We start from the raw sequence: 14,838 nt of genomic DNA, 5'->3' as shown, positions 1-14,838 counted from the left end.
TCAATCCCGCATCAGTTCCCACATCAGAATGGCTGCGGAGGCCGCCGCATTGAGCGACTCCGCGCGCCCCCGCATGGGGATCGTCACCGCTTGGCCGCACGCGGCCACTGTCTCCGCTTCCAACCCGTTCCCTTCGTTGCCCACCGCAATGATGGAAGGCTTTTCAAAGGAGAGCTCCGTAACCCGCTTTGCCGTCCGATCCGGCACAGCGGCATAGAGCGCAAAACCGATCTGCCGGAGCGTTGGCGCCGCATCCGCCAGGCGCTCCACCGAGCGGAACGGAAGGCGGAACACTGCCCCCATACTGGCGCGGAGCACCTTCGGACTATACACATCGCAGCAGTTTCCCGCCAGCAGCACGCCGGAAAGCCCCAATGCCTCCGCCGTGCGCAGGACCGCCCCCAAATTGCCGGGGTCCTGCAAATTCTCGACCGCCAAGAGGTGTCCTTGGGGCGAAAGCCCCTCCAGCCCCACCGTCCCAGGGCGCTTTTCACAGATACAGAAAACCCCCTGCGTCGTCTTGGTCTCCGCCAGCAATTCCGCCACATGCGGCGCCAGCAGATACGCACGCGCGGCCCGGGGGACCACCCGCTCCAAATACGAGGCATACCGCTGCGCTGCCTGTTCGGTATAGAACAGCGTCCGGACCGCGATGCCGCTGTCCGCAGCGTCCGCACACAAACGGGCCCCCTCGATTATAAAAAGGCCCTCGCTCCGCCGGAATTCCGCGGAGGAGGCGAGCTTTGCGGCATGGCGCACCCATTCATTTTTTCGGCTTGTAATCACTTCCGGCATCATTTTCACCCATAACGAAAAGTTGCGCCCGGCATCTCTTCCGGGCGCAATTCCAGCTTTTTTATCTTGCGGCTTTTGCCTTCTCAACCAGCGCCTTGAATGCAGCCTCATCGCTCACAGCGATCTCAGCGAGCATCTTGCGGTTGAGCGCGATATTTGCCTTCTTCAGCCCGTTCATGAACACCGAGTAGCTGATGTCGTTCATGCGGCAGGCGGCGGAAATCCGGGTGATCCACAGGCGGCGGAAATCTCTCTTTCTCTGCTTGCGGCCGATGTATGCATAGTTGCCGGATTTCATGACGGCCTGTTTCGCCATCTTAAAGTGCTTGCTCTTTGCACCAAAATAGCCCTTCGCCAGCTTCAAAGTCTTTTTTCTTCTCTTGCGTGTCATCAACGCGCCTTTTACACGTGCCATTTTATATACCTCCAGTAATGGTTATAGTTTTGATCGGAAACGAAACGCTGCCTCGATTATTTATAAGGCACCAGGCGCTTCACCTGGCGTACATTCGTCTTGTCCGCCACAGTGGTCTGACGCAGGCCTCTCTTGCGCTTGGTGGTCTTCTTGTTCAGGATGTGGGATTTATTGGCGTGGGCGCGGATGACCTTTCCATTCTTAGAAAGCTTGAAGCGCTTTTTCGCGCCGCTGTGTGTTTTAATCTTGGGCATGATATGCTCCTCCTTAATAATGATTATTTAGCGGGTTTGGATGCAAGGAACATCAGCATGTTGCGTCCTTCCAGCTTCGCCGGTTTCTCCACATTGGCAAGCTCGCTGAGCGCCTCTGCAAAGCGCCGCATGATCTCGTGGCCCTGCTCAGGATGCCCCATCTCACGGCCGCGGAAGCGGATGGAAACCTTGACCTTATTGCCTTCCTTCAAGAATCGGGTGGCATGGCCAACCTTCGTCTCAAAGTCGTGGGTGTCGATATTGAGGGACAGGCGGATTTCCTTGATCTCGACGACACGCTGGTTCTTTCTTGCTTCCTTCTCGCGCTTCGTCTGTTCAAAACGGTACTTTCCGTAGTCGATAATTTTGCAAACCGGAGGCGTCGCCTGCGGCGCAATTTTTACAAGGTCCAAATTTTGTCCGAACGCCATCTCCAACGCCTTCGCGGTGGGCATAATCCCAAGCTGGTTGCCGTCCGAACCGATGACACGCACTTCTCTGTCACGAATTTCTTCGTTGATCTGTAGTTCCTTGTTGCTAATGGTTAAGCACCTCCAAATCACGTTATTTATGAATGCAACAAAAAGCGCGGGCAGAATCCTTCCGCTCGCGCATCAATACCCCATTTCACAGATTGCTCTGTGTACGTATTGACCCATGACGGACGGAACCACACAGGTGTGGGCAAAGCCCCGCTTTGTTTTACCTACTAACTTTACCATCTAGCCCAGCGTTTGTCAAGGACAATTTTTCAAAAGATGGACGCACATCAACCCATCCCTTCCCCACGGATTTCGCGGTTCAGATAAAACGAGTACAGCAGGCATTCCTTGACCGGCAGGCCGGTGCAGACCGCGAGCGCCCGGCGATAAAGGGCCAACTGTGCCCGGTAGCGCTCCCACAGGGCGGCTTCGTCCTTAGTGTGGTCGGTTTTAAAATCCACGATAACCAGGCTACCGTCCTCCTCAAATGCACAGTCCACCGCGCCCTGCATCACCACCGGCTCCCCTGCGAGCGTTTCCGGCAGGCCGGGCTGCACTTCTCCGGAGGGAATCTCCACGGTAAAGCGGTACTCGCGGAGGACTTGCTTCGCATGCAGGATCCTTTGCGCCAGGGGTGAGGCAAAAAACGCCTGTACCCGGTTCATCTCCACCGCGTCGCCCTCCTCGCGGGAAAGGAACCCCTGCTTCACCAAGCGCTCACACTCGCGCTCTGGCTGCGTGCGCGCCGTCTCATAGTCGCAGAACTGCATGTACTGGTGCAGCGCTGTGCCGCGCTCTGCAGGAGTCAACCCCTGCTTGCTCAGAAAAGCGGGGCGCGCTGTGGCGGCATACTGGAAAGAAAACGGTTCCGCCGCCAGATCGCTGGCCGCCACCTTGGTCGGCACGCCACGTAAACCGGCGTAGGGATATACAAAATCCAGTTCGCTTCTCAATTGGAGGAGCAGCGCCTGGTCGGGCATTGCCGGGTCCTCCGCTTCTGGCTGCCCCTGCTCTTCCGCGGCGGGGGGAGAAACGATCCGAATCGCCCAGGGGGTATCGCAGGAAACGGTGACGCCCGGCAGCGCCGCCGCCATCTCGCGCAGCGTTCCTCCATCCGGATGGCGCATCGCACACAGGAGCAGCCAGTCGGAGATACAGGAAGCGCTCCGCACCACATAGGGCTGTAGGCGCGGCTCTTCGGTCAGACGGGAGGCCAGCTTTCCCAGCGTCTTCTCCGCATCTTTCACCGTGGTCACAAGCAGCAGCTTTTCTTTTGCGCGCGTCATCGCCACATACAGGACGCGCAATTCCTCGCTCATCTCCCCGCGGTCGATCTCCAATGCGGCGGCCTCCCTGGGCAAGGTTGTCACCCGCGCGCCGGTCTCCGGGTCGCGCAGTTTCACGCCGAATCCCAGTTCCGGATGCAGCAGAACGTCCCCGCGCTCCTTGTTAAACCGCCGGGAGCAGCCCGCCAAGATACAGACCGGGAATTCCAGCCCCTTGCTGCGATGGATGCTCATAATCTGCACCACTTCGGCCCCGCCCACTGTGGAGGCTGAGGCGAGGTCGGCATCCTGCTGTTCCAAGCGGTCCAACATCCGCACAAAGCCGGACAGCCCGTTGAAGCCGGAACCCTCGTATTTTTTTGCGTACTCCAACAGCAGGCGCAAATTCGCCAGCCGGAGTTCGCCGTTTGCCATCGCCTGCACCAGATCCGGATACCCGCTTTTCTCGTACACCAGATTGATCAGCCGGTCTGAAGGAAGGGTGGCGGCCAGAGCACGGTACTCCTCGATGTCCCGCAAAACCTGCGTTGCCCGCCCATCGCCCTCCTGCGCCGCCCGCACCAGGGCGATGTAGAGCGGCTCTTTGCGCTCCCGGATGCGGATGTCCGCCAGATCGTCCGGGGTAAACCCATAGATTGGGCTCATCAATACGGACAACAGCGGGATGTCCTGCATCGGGTTGTCGATCACCCGCAGCAACGACACCGCCACAGCCACCTCCGGCGCGGCAAAAAAGCCCCCGCCCGTATCCGCCCATGCGGGAACGCCAAGGCGCTGCAGCTCCTTGGCATACTCCTTTGCGTACCGGTTTGCACTGCGCAGCAAAATGCAGAAGTCGTGGTAACCGCCGGGGCGCTGCACCCCATCCTCCGTGACCAGCAGGCCCTCCGCCATCATGCGGTGGATGCGCTCCGCAATGTGGCGGCTCTCGACGCGGACCATCTCTTCCTCGTCCCCTTTGGAGAGGTCGATGATGTCGAGCTGGGTGTCGGGCTCCGCGCTGGGGGGATAGGACGCGCCCGGAATCAGCTCCTCCCCCTCCCCGTAATCGAGGTCGCCCGTCTGGACGCTCATCAACTGGCGAAAGACAAAGTTGACCGCCCCGGTGACCCCTGCGCGGCTCCGGAAGTTCCGGTCCAGCGCAATGCTGGCCGGGTACACATCCCGCGTGCGGTCGTAGGGCGGATAGGCCGCGCGGCGGCGCAGGAAAATCTGCGGCATGGCCTGCCGGAAGCTGTAGATGCTCTGCTTGACATCCCCCACAAAAAACAGGTTCGATTCCTCCCGCGATACCGCGCGGAAAATCATGTCCTGCGCCTCGTTGGTGTCCTGGTACTCGTCCACCATGATCTCATCAAACCGCGCGGCCAGCTCCTCCGCCTCCGGGGTGCGGACAGCCCCCTCCGGCGTGTCGCGGACAAGAAGCTTCAGCGCCCAGTGCTCCAAATCGCCAAAATCGGCGGCGCGGCGTTCCTGCTTCAAGCGGTCGAGCGTCTCGCCAAAGCGGACCGTCACCTCGAAGAGCTTGGCCACCAGCGGGGCCAGGCGCGCAATGTCCGCCGCACATTCCAGCTCGCTCTCCTGAAACAGGCCGGCCAGCTTTTCCACCGTGGCCTTGACCTCTTTGCGGGAAGCCGTCAGCTTATTTTTCAAAGGGTCGTCCCCATAGCCGCGCAGGGGCTTCAGCTTCTCATAGGTAAAATCCCCGCACGCAAAGGCAAGCCCATTCCAATCCTTTTGTGCGATGCGCGCCTGCAAGTCCAGCAAACCGGCCAAGTCCGACGCATACGCATCGTGATAGGCCTTTTCGATCGCCTCATCCTGCCGCATCAGGGACAGCGCGTTCTGTGTCAAGGCGATGGCATACGCCACCGCGTCCGCCGCATAGCGGAGCGCCGTCTCCCCCCAGATGGTCTGGGATGCGGGGAGCTCTTCCCGGTAGAGGGCGGCCTTTTCGCGCAGCCACCGCTCCGGGAATGGGTGGGAACGCACAAATTCATAGAGGGTCTCCACCGTTGAGACAATCCGCGCATCGTCGCGCCCAGCGGAAAAGGCGTCCACCAGCTCCAAAAACGACGGGTCTGAAAGAGCGTAATATTCATCCAGCACCTGCGCCATCGCATCGTTGCGAAGCAGCGTCATTTCCGCGTCGTCCAAGATGCGAAAATCCGGCGACACGCCGAGCTTATAGAAATTCTCCCGCACCAGTTCGCTGCAAAAGCTGTGGATGGTGCTGATCTGCGCCCGCGCCAACAGGATCTGCTGGCGCTGCAAGCGCACATTATACGGGTCCTCCTCCAACAGCAGGGCGATCTGAGCGGCGATCCGGTCCCGCATTTCCGCAGCCGCGGCCTTTGTAAACGTAACCACCAGAAGGCGGTCCGCATCCGTTGGATGGTGCTCGTCGGTCAAGCGCTCGATCACGCGCTGCACCAGGACCGCCGTCTTGCCCGAACCGGCAGCGGCGGAAACCAGCAGCGTCCCTCCGCGCGCTTCAATCGCGTCCCGTTGGCCTGGCGTCCAATTCCGTCCCATCTGTATGCTCCCCCTTCCTTGTCAATTCCGCTAGGGCCGCGTCGCGGTCCCATTTGCCCATCTGCCGCGCGGCGTCCTCCTGTTCCCTGCCGCAGACCGCAAAATACGGGCACCACTGGCAGGCGTCCGTATCGCCCTTGAGCGGGACCGCCGCCACGCGGCCCCGGTGCAGCTCTTCTGCCATGGATGCGGCCAAATCCTTCACCCGGCGCAAGATGGCGTCCATCTCCCCCGGCGACACCACGCTGTCGCGCCGGGCGGGAGCGCCGTTTTTGATGGTCACCGGGATGTATGTCCCCGCGCCATCGGGCTCCATCGCGTGGAGGACGTCCGGATCGTCGATCAACAGGCCGTTCATGCGCAGTTTTTTGGTTTCTTCCTGCCGCACCTTTTCCTTTGACGTGCCGCGCGCCACGGAAAGGGTGGGCCTTGATGCGGGCACATAAAGAATCCCCGCCGGCGCCAGATTGCCGCCATAGCGCGCTTCCGCGTTTTCGCTCAAGGTCGCCAAATAGATGAGCATTTGCATGTTGACGCCATAGATCACATCCGACAGCTTGAATTCCTTCTTGCCGGTCTTGTAATCCACCACGCGTAAATACTGGACCCCGTCCCGTTGGAGCAGGTCCACGCGGTCCACCTTCCCGTCGATGGACACCCGCCCGCCGTCCGGCAGAGGGATCGACAGAGCGGGCACCCCGTCCTCTCCAACGGGCAGTTCGAAGTCCACGGGCGCAAATTCGCTCTGGCAGAGTTCCTCCGCTATGTGCGCAACGATCACCAGCGCGGACTCGGACAGCCGTGCAAACAGATAGGCAAAACGCGGCGACTTATTGCGCGATCCGCCGAGATGCGTCTCCATATATTGCTCCAACAGGCGGTCGATCTCCGCTTTGAGATCCTGTTGGCCCATGGCGTGTAATTCCTGCGCGCCCGTCTCGCGGAAGAGGTGCTCCAAAAGGTAGTGCATCAGGCTCCCGTATTCCAACGCATCCATCTCCGCGGTGCGGCGCTCCTTGGCACGTAGCCCATAACGGCAAAAATATTGAAACCGGCAGAGGTAAAACGTTTCGATCTGCGTTGCGGATACATGCATATTTGTGCCAAAGAGCTTCCGCGCTTTCTCCTCGTCCTGGAAACCGGCAGCACCTTTCCGAGCCGCTCGGTCCACCGCAGCGGTACGCGCCGCATAGCCGGGACGCTCCGCAAAGAGCTGCTTCATCGTTGCGGAAAGCGGCGTATTCCGTTGCCACTGCTGTGCGGCCAATGCAAAGGCGGGCTGCGCGGCGTTTGCCGTCCAGGTCTGTGGCAGGCTGTACGGGGTATAAACAGGCACTCCCTGCAAAATGGACAGTGTCTCCGTGACAATCGCAGAGGCGCGCTTTGGCTCGCCCTCCGGCCCGGCCGCGGCAAAGCTGATGTACAATCGCTCCGAAGCAGCGCTCATTGCCGCATAGGCAAGGAAGCGTTCCTGCACGGCAACGCCCTCCAGCGTATCGTTCAGCGGCAGGCCGAGCGCGATCAACTCCCGGCGTTCCCCATCGCTGAACACACAATGGGAGCTCGGAGAGAGCGGGAAATCGCCCTGCGCCGCCCCCAGCAGGAAGACCACCTTCGGTTCCTCCGCGCGGATACGGTCCGCAGCGCCGACGGTCACTTCGTCCAGGCCCTCCGGAATGCTGGCAATGTCGTTCGCCAAGATCACCAGACGCAGGAGCTCTGCATACCGCGTGTGGCGCAGACGGCATCCCTTGAGCACCAGGGCGCTCTGGTCGAGGATCGCCATCAGCACATCCCACAGGCGCAGCTGCCGTTCCGCCAGCTCCGGCCTTCCGTCCGCCGCCAGCCGTGCCGCCAATTCTTTTAGATGTTCCGCCGCCTGGACGTCCTCCAACAGGCGGTACACCGCCAACGCCATCTCTTCGCCGTCGGCCTCCGCCACCCGCTGGGCAAACCGGGATAAAGGCTCTACCACCGCACTGCGGCTCTCATTCAGCGCTTCCAGCTGCTCGCGGTCCCGCTCCTTCCATTCCTCCACAAATCCACGTGGATGGTCCGCCCATGCTTCTTTCCACTTCCGGCCGGACAGATTCCATAAGTAGGTATAATTTTCCAACGCGGAAATCTGTTCCGTGGAAAAGCCGGCCAAACCCGTCTTCAAGTAGGCAAACACGTCCGCAGAGGCAAATCCAGAGCGCACCACCTGGAATGCAGAAAGCACCAGCCGCATCAGGGGCTCCGCGTCCACCGCCTGTGGCTTATCCATAAAGTAGGGGATGTCCCGATGCTCCAAAGCCACATCCAAGATTCCCCGGTATTGGTCCGGCGTGCGGGCGATCACGGCAAAATCCCGGTAGCGGTAGCCATTTTCCATCACCAGATGCCGGATTGCAGCCGCAGCGGTCTCTGCCTCGTCGTATAGGTCCTTCGCTTCATAGAGGGTCACCCCCTGCGCAGGCTGCGGGGCGCCGTGGGCCGTCCGAAAAGAGCCCGCCTCCAAAGCAGAAAGGCCCTTGGCGTGAAACCGTTTCCCCGGCTCCAACACCTCCGGCGCAGCAACACGCACCCCGCGCTCCTTGGCCATCCGGATGAGGGTATTCCCCGTATGGCGTACCAGGGAAAACAATCCCATGCCGCGCTCGGGGTCGTCCAGCCGGTCCGTACAGAGGGATACATACACCTCGTCCGCCTGTTCCAGCATGGCGGCGATGATCTGGTATTCCTGCACCGTAAAGCTTTGGAAGGAGTCGAGCGCTACCACGCAGCCTTTAAAAAGGGTATGTTGCTCCAAAAGCGCTTTCAGCCGCGTCAGGTCGTCCAGCGGGTCCACGTAGCTCTGCGCTACCAAAGCGTCGTAAGCCTCCAAAATCAAAGAAAGCTCCCGGGCTTTCTGCTGCAAAGTGCTGGACAACGGCTGGTCCGACGGCGTTTCCACCGCCTCCAAAAGATCGGACGGCCGGATGCCACACATCTTGAGTTCCGCCTCCTGTGCCAACAGCAGCCGGACCAGCTCCGCATCCTCCGCACTCTTGCGGTAGAAGTCCAACTGGTCCTTCACCTGCTCGAGTGCCAGGCTCATAAAGATGCTGCGGCCGCCGTCGTCCAAGCGCCGGCCAGCCGCCCCTCCAAATCGGCGGAAAGCAAAATCCGCGAGGCGCGAAAAGCTAAAGACCCAAACCCGCTGGGCTTCCTTCGGCCCCAATAGGCGCAGCATCGCGCGTTCATTTTGGAAGGACCCCTGCTCTGGGACCAGCAAAACCGGCTGCTGTTCCACCGGCGTTTCCTTGAGCAGATTGCGCAGGCGTACCGTTTTTCCGCTTCCCGCACGGCCAAGAAGTAAATGTAGCAAAATGAACCCCTCCGATCGTTCGTTCCTTCCCATTATACGGTGTTCCCGGCAGCAAATAATTTGAAATATGAAAAAAGGAACCCATCACCGAGTTCCTTCTCCTTCATATGGCTCTCACAAACCAGCCAGCCACGCTTTGATCTGTTCATAATATTCCAACGCTTTAAATTTAATCACATACCGGTTCTGCCCCTCCACAATCTGAAGCTGTTGGGCGTCCAGCACATCTGCAAGCTCCTGCGGCTCTTCTGCCGCCGGAAGGCACATCGGCGGGAAGATCACACACCACCAGTTGTGCCCCTCTGCCGCGCCGATGCACACCCGAAGGGCCTCATAGGTGCCGGCAGGCAGGGTCACCTGCTCATATTCTCTGGTGGGGAAGTAGGTTTGTTCCAGCTCCACAGTAACCGGATAAGTATAGCCGCGCTGTTCGATTTCGTCTTCGGCGGCGCGCTGCAACGCCGGGAGCGTTCCCCGGATGCGCTGTTCAGCCTCTTCCTTGTTGCGCACCCCGTCGAGCATCCCCGCGCTCTCCTGCAAAATGCGGTCGCGCACCTGCAATTTTAACGTTTGGTCCTCCTGCGAATCGGAGTTTGCCAGGACATGCAGGCGCAGGACGTGCTCCGGAATATCCTCGCACTGCGCTGCAAACCCGGTGAAGGAAAACAGCACGGCCAATATCATTGCAAGGCAGATCGACTTTTCGAACACTTTCATGGCAAGTCCCTCTTTCTGTTGGATGCCGGGAGTATTGCCCCATATTTTTGAAATTATACATCGCCTTCCAAAGAAACGGGAAATATGCCCCTAAACAGTTTGACAAAATCCCGATGTTCCGTTATGATGCAAACAAAGAAATGAAGGAGGAAGAACATGTCCAGATATATTGCAGATTACACCATCAACAAGCCGGACGATCTGATCAAATTCATTGCGGAAGATTTTCTCACGAAGGAAGGGTTTCGTCAGACGGTCTATAAGGGCGAAACTGTGTGGAAAAAAGGGGTGGGGGCAGTCTCCGCTCCCCAGTTCATCAAATTGCAGTACGGGCAGGGAAACGTGCATTTGGAAGCCTGGATCAAATCCTTTGGCGAGCACGGCGTAACCGGTTTTTACGGCGCGCTGCCGAAAAGCGAACTGAACAGCCGGGTGCAAACCCTTGTGCAGCTTCTCTCGCAAGAGATTCCTGCGACGCAAGCACCGATTCCCACAGGGGCAACCGCAGCAGATTCCTTCGCAAAGGAATCCCCCACACCCGCTCCCGTCCCAGTAGCGGTACATAACCCCACCAACAAGGCGACCATCTCCATCATAACAGGCATCCTCAGCATCCTGACGTCCCTGTTTATTCCCCTGATTGGCGTGATTCTCGGCATCATTGCCATTTCCACCGGCAGGGTCGGCAAACAGAGCACCGCAAAAGGGCTGGCCTCGGCAGGTTTCGTCACCGGTATCATCGGCCTCGTGATCGGTGCTGCTATTTGGATTCTCAATTTTGTGCTGTCCTTTGTTCTGGCGATTGCCTGAGCGGAAAATGAAATCGAATCCCCCATACCATGTTTTGGTATGGGGGATTCTTTCATGTCAAGCAAAATTTTTGTGCGTTGTCCCATAGGAAACGCAAGCTTCCTGGCAGTCCGGCCTATTCCAAAACATCCACGGGCGTAGATATTGGCAGGCAGACAAAGGTCTCGGGGTACCGGCCTTGTAGCCGCTCCTTACATGCTACTGCCGGTTCTTCCCGATCGAACAGCCCATAGACCGCCGAGCCGCTCCCGGTCATGCAGGCCCCTTGCGCACCGCACCCGCGCATCCCGGCCTTGATGGTTTCGACCTCCGGCAGCTGTAAAATATCTTCAAAGGCGTTTCCCAAGGATGCGCCGACCTCCGCAAGGTTTCCCCGCGAAAGCGCTTCCATCACCTTGACCGCATGGCGCGACGCGGAGTTTCCCCCCTGGGCGTCCGCCAACCGGTACGCCTCCTTTGTATTGACCCCGACCGGCGGCTTACAGACCACCAACCAGCCGCCCGGGAGCAATGGGGCGCGCTCCAGCCGCTCTCCAATCCCCTGGACCCGCGCGGAACCGCCCCACACGCAGAAAGGCACATCTGCGCCAACCGTAAGGCCGATTTCACAGAGCGTTTCGAGCGGCAATTCTGCGCGGTACATCCGATTCAGCGCATGCAGAGCAGCGGCCGCATCTGCGCTTCCACCGGCCAAACCCGCCTGGGAGGGAATCCGCTTTTCGATCTCGATCGAAAGATTCGGCCGCTGCCCGATCTCCCGGAAGAACGCCTCCGCGGCACGGTATACCGTGTTTTCCTCTCCGCACGGTACATCCGTCCGCCCGCAGGTCACGGAAAGCCCATCGCCCCCCTGCCGCAGGGTGAGGATGTCGCATAGGGAAATCGTGTGCATCACCATGTCCAAGAGGTGGTAGCCGTCTTCCCGCCTGCCTGTGATGTCTAACGCCAGGTTGATTTTTGCATATGCCTTGATCCGCATGATCATCCCCCACAATAAAATCGGGACCGCCGTGCACGGCACAGCAATCCCCATGTTTTGTATCTTCTGTATTTGTGTCAAAAGCGAAACAGCCGGAAGCGCTTGATGTCGATCACGTGCTTCGGGCACATCTCATGGCAGCAGTAGCACCGGATGCATTTCCGGTAGTCAATCACGGCGTGGCCGCCGGCGATCCGGATTGTGTGCTGCGGGCAGCTTTCCGCACATTTTCCGCATCCGACACAGTGATTCGTCTGGATCTTCGGAACCGGCGTGGCCACCTTTTCCGCCAAAGGGCGTAAAAACTTCGGAAGCCAATCCAAAAAATTCACACTGCACGATTCCGGTTGAATAAAGTCGGAAACTGCCAACGATTGTACCGGCACGCCCCAAAGGGAAAGCTCGTCCAAGCTCTCCGGGCACACGCCACGCTTCATCCCCGCGCGGAGATAAGGCACATGCACGGGGTTCTGATGGACTAACGACGCGCAAACCATATCCAGCGCAAACGGATCCCGCGAAGCGGCCAATGCGCCCACAAGCCGCGGTTTCCCGCCGGTGGGGCCGTTACCCTCCATCCCCACGATGCCATCCACCACACAGAGCGCGGGCTTCAAGGCGCAACACAGGTCTGCTACCATCTCCCCGAACGCCTCACGCTCCGGGAAACGGCAGTGCAGCTCCGGTTTCATCAAACCGGGGACGCAGCCGAACAAATTCTTGACCGCCGCGCTCAACCCCATCATTCCATGTGTTTTTAGCTTAGCGATGTCCACCAGGAGATCCGCCTCCAAAACCGGCTGGATGACGTCAAACCGCTTACAGCGCTGGCCCTGCGGCGCCTCGAGCGATCCATAGGAACAATCAAAATTCAAGGAAAATCCATATGTTTGGGCCAGCTCCGTATATCCGCCTGCCTCGTAGATCGCTCGCAGAAGCGGCGGCGTATAAGGCCCTCCGGGGCTTTCTGCCACGGTCACATGCCCTGCGCCGCGCTCCAAAAGCTCCACCGCCACAGCTGCCACCACGGCCGGATGGGTGATCACACCCTCTTCCGGTTTGGAACGGATCACCAGGTTGGGCTTTATGACCACGCGGCATCCGGGAAACAAAAGCTCCTCCACATGCAGCGCGTCCAATTGCTCCCGCAGGGCTGCGTGGACCTCTTCAAACGCATAGGTCTTACAAGCGGAAAGGCAAACCTGTCCCTTTTGCTTCAATGGAACCACAGCGCTACTCAAGACTCAAACTGTTTGATGAAGTGCTCAATACGTGAAAGCGCTTCGGTGATATGTTTGATGGAATAGGAATAGGAGACGCGCACAAAGCCTTCGCCGCAGTCTCCAAACGCCGACCCCGGGACCACCGCGACGCGCTCCTCATACAGCAATCTTTCGCAGAATTCCTCTGAAGTAAGCCCTGTCTTTTTGATGCATGGGAATACATAGAATGCCCCTTCCGGTTCGAAGCATGTTAAGCCCATGGAGTTGAAGCCGTCCACGACCAGGCGGCGGCGCATGTCGTATTGTTCGCGCATATAGACGATGTCCTCATCGCCATTTTTCAACGCTTCAATGGCGGCATACTGTGCCGTTGTCGGCGCGCTCATGATGCCGTACTGATGCAGTTTCGTCATCGCCTTGATGATCTGCGCCGGGCCAACCGCATAACCCAAACGCCAGCCCGTCATGGCAAACGCTTTGGAGAACCCATTCACCACAATGGTCCGCTCCCACATACCGTCAATCGCGCTGAAGGTGACATGGTTGGTATCTCCGTAGGTCAATGCACTGTAGATCTCATCGGAAAGCACCATCAGATCATTTTCCCGGACAACCTCCGCAATCGCCTCCAAATGTTCACGGCGCATGACTGCGCCCGTGGGGTTATTCGGATAGGGCAGAATCAGCAGCTTTGTCTTCGGGGTGATCTTGGCACGCAGGGCTTCCGGCGTGATGCGGAAACGATCCTCAGCCTTTGTCTCCAAAACAACCGGTACGCCGCCCGCCATTTCTGTCAGCGGCACATAACACACAAAGGACGGCTCCGGAATCAAGACCTCGTCTCCCGGGCTGATGAGGGAGCGCAGGCAGAGGTCAATCGCCTCCGAGCCACCCACTGTCACTAAAATTTCCTCTTTGTCATTATAATTCACATGATAGTGGCGCTTCAGCCAGCGCGAAATTTCCTGGCGCAGTTCGATAAAGCCACGGTTTGGAGAATACCACGTTTTCCCGTCCTCCAAAGAGCGGATTCCCTCTTCGCGGACATGCCACGGCGTTGTGAAATCCGGTTCTCCAATCGAGAGGGAAATCACATTGTCCATTTCATTGGCAATATCGAAGAAACGGCGGATACCGGATGGCTTGATCGCCTGCACCTTTTGGTTGAGCACGGTGCTATAGTCAATCACAGAGCACACTCCTTCTCTCATCGTTTTCGTCCTCGGTCTTGAGAACGACCCCACCATCCTTATAACGCGTCAGGATAAAATGGGTGGCAGTGGAAAGCACAGAATCAAGCAGGGACAGGCGGCGGGCCACAAACATGGCGATCTGCTGCATCGTGTCCCCATGCACCATCACAGCCAGGTCAAATCCGCCGGACATCAGATAGACGCTGTCCACCTCTTCAAACTGCATAATTTTCTGCGCAATCTCATCGAACCCGCGGTCGCGCTTCGGTGTAACGCGCAGCTCGATCAAGGCAAATGCCTTGTTGGCATCTGCGCGTTCCCAGTTAATCAACGTCTGATAGCCGCGGATGATTCCCGCCTTCTCATAGGCGTCGATCTGATTACAGATTTCCGACTCCGGGCGGTCCAGCATCGTGGCCAGCTGGCGGGTGGTCAAGCGGGCGTTCTGGCTTAACAATTCCAATAGACGATCCATAAGATTCACTCCTCCGGTTATTTATTGGGAAGGGCTAAGGAATAAGACCTTCCTGTGTTTCAAAAGTTGGATATTAAATTATAGTATACAACAATTGCCAACCAATGAAAATATCCAATCCAAAAATAAGCCATAAATGGGAATTGCGTTGTATATCGTTTTCATCGTGATGAAACCGACGAACGGGATCGAAACCATATTTATCAACAAGGGGCCCTCCCCAAAATTGAACTGCACCCCATTTGTTAGACAGTATGATATACTGAATAACAAGTGGGGTGCATTATTATGCCGAAAGGAATACCAAACAAACGCTATACACCAG

General features: G+C 58.3%; 12 protein-coding genes. 1 reads left to right on the top strand and 11 read right to left on the bottom strand.

Translation table 11 applies throughout. From position 1 onward, the window contains the following. The 7 genes from I2E77_RS09185 to spoIIR all read right to left on the bottom strand — a co-directional run bounded on the left by I2E77_RS09185 (position 1) and on the right by spoIIR (position 9,833). Positions 1-795 (bottom strand): TrmH family RNA methyltransferase, encoded by a 795-nt coding sequence (locus tag I2E77_RS09185; RefSeq protein WP_237966602.1) that lies wholly within the window; start codon positions 793-795, stop codon positions 1-3. A 61-nt stretch (positions 796-856) separates the two neighbouring features. Then, entirely contained in the window at positions 857-1,210 is a 354-nt protein-coding gene (gene rplT / locus I2E77_RS09180) for a 50S ribosomal protein L20 (protein WP_054323670.1), read from the bottom strand. 56 nt (positions 1,211-1,266) lie between these two features. Beyond that, positions 1,267-1,464 (bottom strand): 50S ribosomal protein L35, encoded by a 198-nt coding sequence (rpmI, locus tag I2E77_RS09175; RefSeq protein ID WP_085531901.1) that lies wholly within the window; start codon positions 1,462-1,464, stop codon positions 1,267-1,269. 23 nt (positions 1,465-1,487) lie between these two features. After that, positions 1,488-2,027, bottom strand: a complete 540-nt coding sequence (gene infC / locus I2E77_RS09170) for a translation initiation factor IF-3 (RefSeq protein ID WP_191362230.1) — start codon at positions 2,025-2,027, stop codon at positions 1,488-1,490. Positions 2,028-2,233: 206 nt separating this feature from the next. Beyond that, the gene (addA, locus tag I2E77_RS09165) at positions 2,234-5,767 is read right to left on the bottom strand and encodes a helicase-exonuclease AddAB subunit AddA (protein ID WP_195451085.1); all 3,534 of its coding nucleotides are present in this window, start codon (positions 5,765-5,767) and stop codon (positions 2,234-2,236) included. Then, positions 5,727-9,116 carry a PD-(D/E)XK nuclease family protein gene (locus I2E77_RS09160; RefSeq protein WP_195451084.1) on the bottom strand — a complete coding sequence of 1,130 codons (3,390 nt, stop codon included), beginning with the start codon at positions 9,114-9,116 and terminating at the stop codon, positions 5,727-5,729. Before I2E77_RS09160 ends, addA begins: the two co-directional genes overlap by 41 nt. A 114-nt stretch (positions 9,117-9,230) precedes the next feature. Then, entirely contained in the window at positions 9,231-9,833 is a 603-nt protein-coding gene (gene spoIIR, locus I2E77_RS09155) for a stage II sporulation protein R (protein ID WP_195451083.1), read from the bottom strand. A gap of 156 nt (positions 9,834-9,989) precedes the next feature. On the opposite strand from spoIIR, the gene I2E77_RS09150 reads away from it, so the two are divergent. Continuing rightward, on the top strand, positions 9,990-10,643 hold the full coding sequence (locus tag I2E77_RS09150) for a DUF4190 domain-containing protein (protein ID WP_195451082.1): 654 nt from the start codon (positions 9,990-9,992) through the stop codon (positions 10,641-10,643). Positions 10,644-10,758: 115 nt separating this feature from the next. On the opposite strand, the gene ispE is transcribed toward I2E77_RS09150, so the two are convergent. The 4 genes from ispE to I2E77_RS09130 are packed head-to-tail and all read right to left on the bottom strand — an operon-like array spanning position 10,759 to position 14,513. Beyond that, the gene (gene ispE / locus I2E77_RS09145; RefSeq protein ID WP_195451081.1) at positions 10,759-11,676 is read right to left on the bottom strand and encodes a 4-(cytidine 5'-diphospho)-2-C-methyl-D-erythritol kinase; all 918 of its coding nucleotides are present in this window, start codon (positions 11,674-11,676) and stop codon (positions 10,759-10,761) included. Between the two features lie 23 nt (positions 11,677-11,699). Next, complete coding sequence (locus tag I2E77_RS09140; protein WP_195451080.1) at positions 11,700-12,863, bottom strand: DUF362 domain-containing protein; 1,164 nt, start codon at positions 12,861-12,863, stop codon at positions 11,700-11,702. Then, on the bottom strand, positions 12,860-14,032 hold the full coding sequence (locus tag I2E77_RS09135) for an aminotransferase class I/II-fold pyridoxal phosphate-dependent enzyme (RefSeq protein ID WP_275532227.1): 1,173 nt from the start codon (positions 14,030-14,032) through the stop codon (positions 12,860-12,862). Before I2E77_RS09135 ends, I2E77_RS09140 begins: the two co-directional genes overlap by 4 nt. Continuing rightward, positions 14,028-14,513 carry an Lrp/AsnC family transcriptional regulator gene (locus I2E77_RS09130; protein WP_087232807.1) on the bottom strand — a complete coding sequence of 162 codons (486 nt, stop codon included), beginning with the start codon at positions 14,511-14,513 and terminating at the stop codon, positions 14,028-14,030. The genes I2E77_RS09135 and I2E77_RS09130 overlap by 5 nt, the downstream gene beginning before the upstream one ends. Positions 14,514-14,838 lie beyond the last annotated feature (325 nt).

Source organism: Anaeromassilibacillus sp. 1001302B_160321_C8 (assembly GCF_015554745.1).
GTDB classification, from domain to species: Bacteria; Bacillota; Clostridia; order Oscillospirales; family Acutalibacteraceae; genus Anaeromassilibacillus; species Anaeromassilibacillus stercoravium.
This window is presented reverse-complemented; position numbering and strand designations above follow the sequence as displayed.